At 63.2% G+C, this 11,370-nt stretch carries 11 protein-coding genes; 2 read left to right on the forward strand and 9 right to left on the reverse strand.

From position 1 onward, the window contains the following. The 6 genes from EOD15_RS18850 to EOD15_RS18875 form a co-directional block, all read right to left on the reverse strand. Positions 1–1,474: Wzz/FepE/Etk N-terminal domain-containing protein (locus tag EOD15_RS18850; protein WP_245463710.1), on the reverse strand; the 1,474-nt coding region annotated here is incomplete at its 3' end. 225 nt (positions 1,475–1,699) lie between these two features. Beyond that, complete coding sequence (locus tag EOD15_RS18855) at positions 1,700–2,596, reverse strand: UTP--glucose-1-phosphate uridylyltransferase (RefSeq protein ID WP_127269746.1); 897 nt, start codon at positions 2,594–2,596, stop codon at positions 1,700–1,702. A 74-nt stretch (positions 2,597–2,670) separates the two neighbouring features. Further along, positions 2,671–3,639, reverse strand: a complete 969-nt coding sequence (locus EOD15_RS18860; RefSeq protein WP_127269744.1) for a glycosyltransferase family 2 protein — start codon at positions 3,637–3,639, stop codon at positions 2,671–2,673. Further along, complete coding sequence (locus EOD15_RS18865; RefSeq protein WP_127321007.1) at positions 3,629–4,579, reverse strand: glycosyltransferase family 2 protein; 951 nt, start codon at positions 4,577–4,579, stop codon at positions 3,629–3,631. Before EOD15_RS18865 ends, EOD15_RS18860 begins: the two co-directional genes overlap by 11 nt. After that, on the reverse strand, positions 4,579–5,574 hold the full coding sequence (locus tag EOD15_RS18870) for a glycosyltransferase family 2 protein (RefSeq protein ID WP_127321008.1): 996 nt from the start codon (positions 5,572–5,574) through the stop codon (positions 4,579–4,581). Before EOD15_RS18870 ends, EOD15_RS18865 begins: the two co-directional genes overlap by 1 nt. Positions 5,575–5,614: 40 nt before the next feature. After that, positions 5,615–6,787 carry a glycosyltransferase gene (locus EOD15_RS18875; protein ID WP_127270877.1) on the reverse strand — a complete coding sequence of 391 codons (1,173 nt, stop codon included), beginning with the start codon at positions 6,785–6,787 and terminating at the stop codon, positions 5,615–5,617. A 185-nt stretch (positions 6,788–6,972) separates the two neighbouring features. On the opposite strand from EOD15_RS18875, the gene EOD15_RS18880 reads away from it, so the two are divergent. Further along, entirely contained in the window at positions 6,973–8,469 is a 1,497-nt protein-coding gene (locus EOD15_RS18880; RefSeq protein ID WP_127267652.1) for a lipopolysaccharide biosynthesis protein, read from the forward strand. Between the two features lie 52 nt (positions 8,470–8,521). Beyond that, positions 8,522–9,544 carry a phosphoribosyltransferase family protein gene (locus EOD15_RS18885; protein ID WP_127267653.1) on the forward strand — a complete coding sequence of 341 codons (1,023 nt, stop codon included), beginning with the start codon at positions 8,522–8,524 and terminating at the stop codon, positions 9,542–9,544. Positions 9,545–9,562: 18 nt separating this feature from the next. On the opposite strand, the gene EOD15_RS18890 is transcribed toward EOD15_RS18885, so the two are convergent. From EOD15_RS18890 to EOD15_RS18900, 3 genes are all read right to left on the reverse strand, one after another. After that, positions 9,563–10,642, reverse strand: a complete 1,080-nt coding sequence (locus EOD15_RS18890; RefSeq protein ID WP_127267654.1) for a glycosyltransferase — start codon at positions 10,640–10,642, stop codon at positions 9,563–9,565. Positions 10,643–10,716: 74 nt separating this feature from the next. Continuing rightward, positions 10,717–11,166 carry a hypothetical protein gene (locus EOD15_RS18895; RefSeq protein WP_127267655.1) on the reverse strand — a complete coding sequence of 150 codons (450 nt, stop codon included), beginning with the start codon at positions 11,164–11,166 and terminating at the stop codon, positions 10,717–10,719. A gap of 13 nt (positions 11,167–11,179) precedes the next feature. Then, positions 11,180–11,370, reverse strand: a 191-nt coding sequence (locus EOD15_RS18900) for a GMC oxidoreductase (protein WP_245463711.1), incomplete at its 5' end; no start/stop codon positions are given.

Genomic DNA, 11,370 nt, shown 5'->3' on the forward strand with positions numbered 1-11,370 from the left:
GCCCACCAAAGCCGGCGCCCATCAGCAGGCCAAGCACCAGCGAAAGTCCGAGCACGACGATGGTGCGCGGGCTTGAGGCCGCCATCGGCATCGACGCGTCGGAGATGATGCGGATCTTGCCGACAGGGAAGGATTGCTGTTGCGCAGCTTCCTCATAGCGGCCGAGGAATGTCTGGTAGAGCGTGGTGAGCGCCGTCGCCTGCTGATCGAGTTCACGCAGCTTGACTTGCGTCTGGTTGTCGACGGAACTCTTGCCCTGTGCGGCCGCGACGTTGGCCCTGAGCGCGGTCTCGCGTGCCTGCGCCACCTCATATTCGTTGCGATAGCTTTCGGTCAGCTGCTTCAACTCGCCGAAAATCTGCGTCGATATGTCGGCCTTCTCCTTGGAGAGAGCCACCGCCTGCGGGTGCTCGGGGCCGAAATTCGCCTCGACGTCCTGCAGCCGCTTGGCCACCGTGAGGTAGCGGGTCTTGAGCGCCGATATGACCGAGCTGCTTGGCTGGTCGCTCGATATGGCGGCATCCTTGAAGGCGTTTTCGGAGCCGCTGTCGACAATGGCTTTGTACTGCTGGTAGCGGGCGCTGGCGCGCGCGGTGTCGGCCTGCGCCACGATAAGCTGGGCGTTGAGGTCGGAAAGCTGCTTGTCGCTCATCAGCTGGCCATCGCTGTTGGCGGCCAGCCCGTGTTCGGCCCTGAATTTCTCAACCGCAAGCGAAGCTGCCTGCGAGCTCTGGCGCAGCTCCGTCAACCGGCCCTGGAGCCAGACCGCAGCCCGCTCGGTGGCATCGAAGCTGGCGTCGAGCTGATCGGCGAGATACGCATCGGCGTAGGCCTTGGTGATCGCGTTTGCCAAAGCCGGGTCCGTCGCCTGATAGCCGAGCGCGATGACGTAGCTTCGCCCGATGCGCGTTGCCCGCACCTCGCTCTGCAGCTTGAGGATCGCGTAGTCGCGGCGCGACGTGGCGATCAGCGCATCGCGGGCGGCCGGGTCGAGCTTGCTGAAGTCAGTGCCACCCGGCATGGAAGAGCTGGGGCGGACATACTGGATCAGGCCGCGGATGAGGCCTATGCCTTGGGCAAGCGCCGACTGGGGCGGATTCATGAATGTGTCGTTCTGGTCGAGCTTCAGCTTGTCGACGACCACGGCGGCAAGCCGCGTCGAGGTCAGGATCTCGATCTGGCTCAGGATCGCCGAATCGGTCTGCATGGTTGTCGACGTCGCCGAAATGTCGTCGACGATTTTGTTCAAGCCCTCATCGATCAGCACGCTGGCGACCGACTGATATTTAGGCGGCGTCGTCTGCAAATAGAGCAAGCCCAGGAAGAGACCGATGACGGCACACACGGCAACCACCTTGGCCTGCCGTGCGGCCATGCCAAGCAGCCGCTCGATATCGATGAAGTCTTCGCCGTCTCCTGCGTCCGAATTCGGCAATGGCATCCTCTTGTCGAGAGGAAAGTTGGCATAATTCATCTTCGGTCCAATTCTAGAGCCGGTCCATCGCAATGGGCTCTATCTCACTGTTTCAACATGATCTTTTCCGGAAACCGGGACCCACTTTCCGGGATCATGCCTTGGCTTGCAGGCGCCTCGAAGATCGGGAGCATCGCCAGAAGCGAAGCAAGCGTCGTGCCAGACGGCGAGAACCTGCCGGCCCCTCTTCGCCGGCCATCTGACCATGCTCCCGAAAGATGGACATTATGCGGCTTCTTCCTGGCGTTCATGCGACCGGACGAACTCCTGAAGCATCTCGAAAACCGGACCCTTCATGTCGTCGCGCGCCAGCGCGAAGGCGATGTTGGCCTGGATGAACCCTTCCTTGGAACCGCAGTCGAACATGCGACCCTTAAAAGGCTGGGCGAAGAACGACTGATCCTTCGACAGACGAACCATGGCGTCCGTCAATTGAATCTCGTTGCCGGCGCCGCGCTGCTGATTGCCCAGAAGCGCGAAAATCTCGGGCTGCAGGATGTAGCGGCCATTGATGTAGAAATTCGACGGCGCATTGGCCGGCGCCGGCTTCTCGACCATGGCCGTCACCTCGAAACCGCCACCGATCTCGGCGCCACGGCCAACGATGCCGTATTTGTTGGTCTCGCTCGGTTCGCAACGCTCGACGGCGATCACGTTGCCGCCCGTGCGCTCATAAAGCTCGACGGTTTCGGCGAGGCATCCGCGCCCGCCGAAGGACACCATGTCCGGCAGCAGCAAGGCGAAGGGCTCGTTGCCGATAACCTCGCGCGCGCACCAGACGGCATGGCCGAGGCCTTGCGGCGATTGCTGGCGGATGAAGCTGGTGGCACCGGCCACAGGCAGCATGCTTTCGAGCGCCTCCAACTGGGTCTTCTTGCCGGTCTGCTCCAGGGTGCCGATCAATTCCGGATGCAGGTCGAAATAGTCCTCGATCACCGCCTTGTTGCGGCCGGTCACGAAGACGATGTGCTCGATGCCCGCCTCGAAGGCCTCGTCCACCGCATATTGCACGACGGGCCTGTCGACCACGGGAAGCATTTCCTTTGGCATCGACTTGGTCGCCGGCAGGAACCGTGTTCCAAGCCCCGCCACCGGTATCACGGCCTTCCTGATTTTCTTCATCGCAAATTCCTTCTGAGGAGATCGACTTCAGTCCATTCACAAGCCACGAAAAACCCCTCCATGTGCCTGCATCTTCACCTCCCCGCCCCAACGGCAAATTGTGCCGCCATTCTTCGCAACCGCACGGCGATCGGCATGCCCATATGCCTGACCGCCGCCGGGTCGCTGAGCGCTGTCCGGATCGCCTTGAGCGGGGACCGCGCCTTGATGTGCTGTACCAGTGACAGAAACGATGCCGCCTTGCGCAGGCTGCGGCCGCGCCGTGCAAACGCGGCCTGCGCGGCCTCATCCATCCGATGGGTTTGAGCGAACACGGCATCCGCCCTGCGCATCGCTTCGACGTGGTGAAGCTCGAGCACGCGCGAGATGGAGCCGCTGCGGATATGATAGGCATAGCCGATATCGGGCTCGACGACGCATTTTCCGCCCTTGGCCAGGGCGCCGGCAAACAGGATGTAGTCTTCGCCGATCCTCAGCTTTTCGTCATAGCGAAGCCGGTGTTCGTTCAGGAACTCGCGCTGGAAGATCGGCTTGAGATAGCCGAGGTTGAACTTGGATTCGAAGACGACGTTGCCGGCGATGTAGGTGGCCAGCGAAATCTCGCGCAAGCCTTCCAGATATTGCCGCGGAAACATCGCGTCCTCGATGACGCCGTCCTCGCGAACGACCTGCAGATTGTCGACGGCGATCTGGGCATCCGCGCTTTCGGCACGAGCGATCATGGCCGCGAGCCGGCCGGGAAAGACCGCGTCGTCGGAATCGAGAACCGCGATCCATCTGCCGCGGGCGGCGTCGAGGCCGGCATTCCTGGCGCCGCCAGGGCCGCGGTTGCTGGCCAGGGCGACGACACGGACGATATCCCCGGGGTAGGCCCGCGCCACGTCGAGCGTCGCATCGCGCGACTTGTCGTCGACGACGATGATTTCGACGCTGACACCCTTCTGGGCGATGGCGCTGGCAATCGCCCGATCAAGGGTCGCCTCGGCGTTGTAGGCGGCAATAACGAAGGAAACATCCGGGACAGAGCTGACGTCAGGCTGCACGCTTGCCTCCCTCCTGTGGCGACGGCTGGCCATAGAGGCGAATTTCGCGGATGCCGACGAGGCCGCTGACGACACCAACATGCATAATGCCGCGCAGCACGCTGCGGTTCCTGCGGACTGGACTGACGACGACCGGAAGTGCCGAGGCGAAGCAATAGATGGCCTTTGCCGAGGCCAGGCCGACCTGCTTGACTAGGCCTATGCCGCTGGCGCTGCTGCCCAGGAGATGGCCATGCGTCTGGCCGACGCGAAAGCGGCGGCGGCCGAGCCATTCGAATGCCGCCCTTGAGCGCGGCACCACTTCGTCGACCCACGCCTCGGGCGCGAAGGCGATGCGGCCGCCGGCCTTGTGCATCTGGTCGAAGAATTCGGTGTCCTCGCCGCCGGTCTGGCCACGCGCCAGGCTGAAGCGGCGGCCGCGCAGGCTGTCCGAGCCCATCCGCAGCAGAACATTGCAGGTGTAGCCGGTGCGGATCTCGCCGCGCACCCAGACGGGCAAGGTCGAATGGAAATCGCCGCGCCGCATCCAATCCGGCGCATCCGGGCGATAGCGCGCCCTGACCGGGCCGAGCACGACGGCGACACCGCTTTGCTGCGCCATCGCGACCAGTTCGGCGAGCCATTGAGGCGTGGCCGTCTCGTCGTCATCAATGAAGGCGACGAAATCCGCTGTGCTCGCATCGAGGCAGGCATTGCGGGCGATCGAGATGTTGCGCGCCGGGGCATGCCGATAGTGGATCGGCACCGTCAATTCCCGCGACAGCGCCGCCACCAGATCACGGGCCGTCGGGGTATCGTCATTGTCGGCGACGATAATGCGGATATCGAATCCCGCCGGCATCTCCATGGCGTCGAGCGAGCGCAGCGTGTCAGCTAGCTCCGGCCGGCGAAACGTGCAGACGCCGATGTCGATGCTGCGGTTCTTTGCCGACACCGCCATCAGGCCACTCCGCGTCGCGAGCCGAGGCCGAGAAGCTGCAGCCAGAAGCCAACCGACCAGCCAAGATGCATGACCATGGCCGAGACACCGGCCAGCGCAACGTCAGCCTTGCGCTGGCGGATAGCCGTTACCAGTCCGTAGCCCAGGCACACCGACACCCACAGCAACAAAGGCACTGCCGCAATCCAATGCACGAAGGAGAAGGCCGCAAGAAGAACCACTGGGAAGACCGCCAGCGGCACCATCTGCCGGATCTTTGGGATGACGCGGTGCTTCAGCACATTCTTGGCACGCCCGCGACCGTAGCCGAGATACTGGAAATAGAGGCCTGAGAGCGAGGCGCGCGGATAGTAGACCATCTGCGTCTTGCCACTCATCCAGATCTTGTAGCCGGCCTTGCGCAGGCGATAATCGAGTTCGGCGTCCTCGTTATGGCTGAACGCTTCGTCGTAGCCGCCGACGGCGCCGAACGCCGATATCCGCATCAGTCCATGATGGCCGTGATCGATCCACTGTCCCTGCGAAAGATGCCGGTGCTTCGAGCCGCCGGTGCCGAGCTTGGAGTTCTGCGCCGCGGCGGCCGCCTTCTGCACGGCACCGCTGCCGCTGGTCAGCATCGAAACGACAACCGAATCCGCGCCCGTGGCCAAGGCTTCCTCGACCAGCCGGTCGCAATAATCGTCGGGATAACCGCCATGCGCATCGATGCGGATGAGATAGTCGGCACCATCGCCGAAGGTACCGACGGCGAGATTGATCGCCGCGCTCTGGATGCGCCGCTTGTTGTGGAGCAGGATAACCCGCGGGTCCTTGGCAATCACATCCTCGACGATGGAAAGCGTGCCGTCGGTGCTGCCGCCGTCGGCGACGATGATCCGGGCGCCAAGCCGGGCGGCCGCGGGCCGCAATTGATCGAGCAGCGCACCGATATGGGCGGCTTCATTCAGGCACGGAATGACGATCAGGCTGGATGAGGGTTTGTCCGTCTGCGTCATCAACCTCTGTCCATCTTGCCTCTGTCCATCCTTAGCCATCCTATGCCAATGCCTCGGCGGCAAAGGAGCCGGGCACGGCCGTCAGGCTGCGCAGCCGCTCGACAAGCGCCCGGCAATCGCTGCGATCGTAGCTCCAGGTCCTCGGATTGCGGGCCAGAACGCGCTCCTTCAGCCTGGCGAAGCGATGCTCTTCCATCTTGCCGAGCACGGCTTCGAGCGCTTCGGGCGACGCCTGCGGCAACAGCACGCCGATATCCTGCTGTTTGAGGAACCGCCCGGTCTCGGTGTTGCCCATCGAGATCGGCACCGCTCCGAAACGGCAGCCTTCATAGAGCCGGTTGGGCAGAAGCCATTCGGAGTTCTGCCCCGCCTCGAAGAAATCGATCGCCCACGAAAAATGGACATCGTTGTAGATCGCCGCCATGTCTTCCGGATTGCGGTAGGGCCCGAGAAACGACAGCCACGGCTCGGCTTCGACAAAGCCGTGAAAGTCAGGGAATTCCGACAAAGCCGGACGGCCGCGCAGCACGATCTCGAAGCGGCCCTCCATGCGGCGGGAGAAATCGGCCAGCAGCTCGAGTGAGCGGCGGCAGCGCAGCGCACCGAACCAGCCGATCCGCCATGGCGGACCGACCGGGCTCTCTTCAGTCTCCGGAGCGCCGGGCAAGATCGTCGCGGCCTCGAAATATTTGTTTTCGACCAGCTCGATGGGTGCCGCAACCTGGCCGAACGGCTTGAAATAATTGGCGATAAAGGCAGGAGAACTGGTCACCAGCAGCTTCACATCCCTGGCCAGAAAGCGCTCGGTGGCGCGCAGCGCCTTGCCCAGGACATCGTTGCGCAGCACAAGCCGATGAATGTCGAGGCACTCGTATACGATCGGAACCGATGCACCGAAGGCTGACCTGGCGCGGCGGGCAAGCGCCAGCATTTCCAGGTTGCGCGCGATGATGAGATCCGGTTTTGGCATACCGCCAAGCTTCGAGCCTATCGAAACGGCTGCTTTGGCGACGGCCGCGAGGCGTTGGCCGAATCGCCCGTCACGCGTCGCGCCGAGGTCGATCGGCCGCAGTCCCTCGATATCCGCAATCGGATTCGCGGTGCGACGGAAGCCGGCCAAAGTGACCTGGGCCCCACCTGCCCTGAGCATCGTGATCCGCCGGCGCACCGCCGGGTCGGAAACGTCGTGCACAAGGTACAAGACATGCAGCATAAAAACTCGACCGCTGTTGGCCCACCCGAGGGAATGCTAGTACAGGTCTTGCTGCATCGCAACATTTTTGGTGCGGCGGTCCACGTTTTCTGTTGCACTGCAAAATTATTGCCGTAGTTTGTGGTCGGCGGCGGTCGTGGATTTTCGGGCTCGGAAATCAACGTAAAAAATCAGGAATCCTGAATTTGGAAGCCAATGCATTCGATCCGCCAGAAGGCTCCTTGCGCAAATCGGTTGGGCGCGGCGCGGTTGTCACGGCCATGGCGCAATCGGTGCGGGTCGCGACACAGATCCTGTCCGTTATCGTCTTGTCGCGGTTGTTGTCGCCACAGGATTTCGGCGTCGTGGCGATGTGCGCGCCGGTGCTTGCCTTTATCGCCCTGTTCCAGGATTTCGGCCTGACCCAGGCGACGATCCAGAAGTCGGGCATCCGGCATGAGGAGGTGAACTACCTCTTCTGGATCAACGTCGCGGTCAGCGCGATCCTGGCTTGCGTGCTTGCGGGTGCGGCGCCGCTGGTTGCCGCCTTCTACGGCGAGCCGCGCGTGACGGGCCTGGTGGCTGCGTTCGGGCTGCAGATCATGGCCTATGGGCTGGGCGCCCAGCATCTGGCGCTCTTGACGCGCCGCATGCAGTTCGGCCGGCTGGCCGTCATCGACGTCGCCAGCGCCATTGCCGGGCTTGCGGTGTCGATCGCCTGGACCTTTATCGATCGCTCCTATTGGGCCCTGTTTGCCGGCACGCTGACCGGTGCCGTGCTGCCGACGCTCTGCTATTGGGCGAGCTCGCGCTGGCGTCCGGGCCTGCCGCGCAAGGTCGCCGGCATCGGCGAGCTGATCAATTTCGGCGCCGGCATCACCGGCTTCAACTTCGCCAATTTCTTTGCCCGCAACCTCGACAATGTGCTGATCGGCAAATATTGGGGCGAGGCGCAACTCGGCCTCTATGACCGCGCCTACAAGCTGCTTCTGTTTCCGCTGAGCCAGATCACCAACCCGCTGTCGAAGGTGATGGTTCCGGCGCTTTCGAGGCTGAAGGATGAGCCGGATCGCTACCGCAGCGCCTACCTGCGCGTCATGCCGCTGATCCTGCTGGTGGCGCTTCCCGGCGTCGCCTTCGCCACGGCGATGTCGGATGTGCTGATCCCCTTCGTGCTCGGCGAGCAATGGCGCGCAAGCGCCTCGATTTTCCTGGCGCTCGGCTTTGCCGGGCTGCTGCAGCCGCTCAACAATCCGGCGGGGTGGCTTTTCGTCAGCCAGGGCCGCTCCGGCGATTTCATGCGCTGGGGCATCATAACGGCCGTGACGTCGGTGCTGGCCTTCATGCTCGGCCTGCCCTATGGCGCGCTGGGCGTGGCGATCGCCTATGCGATCAGCGAATATCTGCGGACGCCGTTCCTGTGGCTCTATGTCGGCAAGAGCGGGCCGCTTCAGGCGCACCATGTACTTCGCGCGGCAACGCCGTTCGTGCTTGGCGCCCATCTGGCACTGGCCGGCATCTGGTTCATCAAGCCAGCGCTGCCGCAGCAGCATGTCGTCGCCCTGGCCAGCGGCGCCGTGCTCGCCTACCTCATCACCATCGTCATCGCACTGGCATTCGCCTCCGGCCGCGAAGCCTTGCGCGAGGCCCTCAAGATGCTGCCGGCAAGGCTGCCTGCAGCGGCGGCGCGCGAAGCGCAATAATTTGGGCGTCTTCGACTGCTACGGACATCTCCTCCAGGACCAGGTCTGAACCATGCACTACCGATCGATCTCCGATATGAACGACGCCATTGTCAGGGGCCTGCACCGGCTGCCACGCGACATCGACCTGGTGGTCGGTGTGCCGAGAAGCGGCGTTTTGGCAGCGACGCTGGTCAGCCTTGCCGCGAACATCCCGATGACCGATCTCGACAGCTTCCTGGAAGGGCGTATCTATACGTCTGGCGTCACCAAGCGCCGTGCCGCTCTCGACCGCAAGGTTTCCGAGATGCGCAAGGTGCTGGTGATCGACGACAGCGTCGCCGGCGGCAACGCCATGCGTGACGCACGCGCCCGCATCCAGGCTGCGGGCATCAAGGCGGAGTTCACCTTTGCCGCCGTGTTCGGCCTTGAGCCCCAGCACCAGGAAACCGACCTCGTCTTCGAAGTCGTGCCGCATCCGCGCATGTTCCAGTGGAACTTCATGCATCACAAATTCCTGGCGCAATGCTGCGTCGACATTGACGGCGTGCTGTGCCTCGATCCGACAGAGGCGGAAAACGACGACGGCCCGGCCTATGAAAAATTCCTCAGCGAAGCGCGGCCGCTCCATGTCGCGACCCACAGGATCGGCTGGCTGGTCACCAGCCGGCTGGAGAAATACCGCGCGCTCACCGAGGCATGGCTCGCCAAGCATGAGATCAAATACGACCAGTTGATCATGCTCGACCTGCCGAGCAAGGCGGAACGGCAACGGCTCGGCGCGCATGGCAGTTTCAAGGCGGATTTCTACCGCAAGTCCGATGCCATCCTGTTCATCGAGAGCGAGCACGAACAGGCGCTGAGGATCACCGAACTGTCAGGCAAGCCGGTGCTGTGCGTCGAAACGCATATGGTCAGCTTTCCCAACACGCTGTCGCTGCCGGCACTTGGTCAGGCGGCCAGGAACCTGCCGGCAAGGCTGCGGCAGATCAAGTCGCAAGAGGGCCGCAAAAGCGCCGCCAAGACCATTGCCCGCGCGCTGCTTGGCGCCCGCGGCTACGAGACGCTGAAAAGCCGGGTCAAGCGCCCGGCCTGACCTGCTCAGGCGGCGCCGTCAGGCCGCCTGTCGCGCGCGCTGCTGCATGGCCCTGTCCAGTATCGAGAAGAAGGTGATGAACTGGCGATCGGGATCGAGTTCCGGGCGCCCGGCGAAGCTGCGGGCGAGGCTGGAAAGCCGGTCATATTCCTGGTTGTCGTTCCACAGCCGCCTGACGGCCGCGACCCAGTCGGCCAGCGGTGCATCATAATCCAGCACCACGCCACCGGAGCCGATCGCTTCGGGCAGACCGCCGCGCCGCGAGCCGACAACGGGGATTCCGCTGCAATGGGCCTCCGACGCGACGCGGCCCCAGGCCTCTTCCCACTTGCTGGGAGCAAGCAGGATCTTCGTGCGGCCGTAGACCGTCTTCATGTCGCTGGTGCGGCTCTCCAGGACGACATTGCCCAAGGGAGCGATCGTCTGTTCGATCCGCGCCCGGTGATCGTCGTCGAGCTTCCAGCTTTCGACGAACAGGAATGGAATTTCGCGGCAGGCGCCGGCAATCCGCACCGCGAGCTCGAACCCCTTTTCCTCATAAGGGTTGATCAGCGTGACGAACTGGCCCGTCGTCGGCGTCGAGTAGTGCGCCGGGTTGATGGTTGGCGGGATCACCACCGCCTCGATGCCGAACTCCTGTCTGTAAGTACGTGCGGTGAAGTCAGAATTGGCGATGTAAAGCGCGGAATGCAATTCGCGCAGATCGCCGCCCAGTTCATGGAACTCGACATTGCGGAGATAGACGACCAGAGGCACGCCCTCCGCCTGCAGCGCCTTGCCGATCGGAACCGATTTGTGACACTGGACCACGGCGACATCGGGCTTCAGCCTGTCGACGGCATAGCCCGCTGCTTCCCAGGGAAACCAGGCCCGCACCACCGGATAGCCGGGATAGCTGTCGACAACCGCCGGCTGCCGCAGCAGCTTCATCTTGGCGCGCGCCTTGAAGCCGAAGACACCATCACCGAACAGGGCGGCGAGCACAGCGGCTTCATGACCGTGCTCGATCAGCTGTTCGGCCAGATGATGCGTGCTCGACTGAACGCCGCCGCTGAACTCGGGCGGGTAGCCGTTGCCGCCTGCAAAGAGAACTTTCATGATCGGGCTCCTTGTCGCATCTCGTATTCCTTGCTCGGAGACAACAGGCAAAGTCCGCCGCCTCGCTTTCGACGTCAGGCAAGTTTCGGCGGCTCCAGATTGGCGAAGGGATTGGTACACGATTGCCAGCCGGTAAATCGGATCGGGTCGTTGGGCGAACTGCGCCAGGCATAGTCCGTCAGCATATGGAATTCGGCGACCACCCAGCGGTCGAAATGCACTAGATCTTCCCGCTTTCGCTCGGGCAGCAGGCGGCGTGCTGCGCCCAATTTGAGTTCCTCCACCAGCGTGACGGCGTCGCTTAGTTTTTCGCTTGGAAAGTTCCACGGATTCCTGTTGCGGAACGCCAGCACGAACTGCTGCAGATGCTCGATGCGGATGTTCAACTTGCCAAGGTATTTTTCCAGCGTGACGCGCACCAGATCCTCGTCCGAGAACGAGGAAACGGCGGCGTAGGCGACCCCTGTCGAAACCACTCCGCCAGCCATGACGGCCAGGGCCGAGCGTCTGGAAATCTCGATCATGCGATACCTCCTTTCACGCGATCCGGCTCGCCGCCCGCAAGGACAGCGCTGCCGCGGTCAGGCTCGGGTTGGCGCAGGAGCAGCTCGGATAGGTGCTTGTGCCGACGACGACCAGATTTCTGAGCTGGTGGTGGATCATGCCGCTGTCGATGACCGAATCGGCTGGGCCCGTACCCATCCTCAGCGTGCCCTGGACGTGCGATT

It is taken from the genome of Mesorhizobium sp. M7A.T.Ca.US.000.02.2.1 (assembly GCF_003996995.1).
Classification (GTDB): domain Bacteria; phylum Pseudomonadota; class Alphaproteobacteria; order Rhizobiales; family Rhizobiaceae; genus Mesorhizobium.

What these genes read in the sequence shown, in the direction of transcription:
- EOD15_RS18890 (WP_127267654.1), bottom strand. Translation starts at nt 10,642, where the DNA reads ATGAAAGTTCTCTTTGCAGGCGGCAACGGCTACCCGCCCGAGTTCAGC.
- EOD15_RS18885 (WP_127267653.1), top strand. Translation starts at nt 8,522, where the DNA reads ATGCACTACCGATCGATCTCCGATATGAACGACGCCATTGTCAGGGGC.
- EOD15_RS18895 (WP_127267655.1), bottom strand. Translation starts at nt 11,166, where the DNA reads ATGATCGAGATTTCCAGACGCTCGGCCCTGGCCGTCATGGCTGGCGGA.
- EOD15_RS18875 (WP_127270877.1), bottom strand. Translation starts at nt 6,787, where the DNA reads ATGCTGCATGTCTTGTACCTTGTGCACGACGTTTCCGACCCGGCGGTG.
- EOD15_RS18870 (WP_127321008.1), bottom strand. Translation starts at nt 5,574, where the DNA reads ATGACGCAGACGGACAAACCCTCATCCAGCCTGATCGTCATTCCGTGC.
- EOD15_RS18865 (WP_127321007.1), bottom strand. Translation starts at nt 4,579, where the DNA reads ATGGCGGTGTCGGCAAAGAACCGCAGCATCGACATCGGCGTCTGCACG.
- EOD15_RS18855 (WP_127269746.1), bottom strand. Translation starts at nt 2,596, where the DNA reads ATGAAGAAAATCAGGAAGGCCGTGATACCGGTGGCGGGGCTTGGAACA.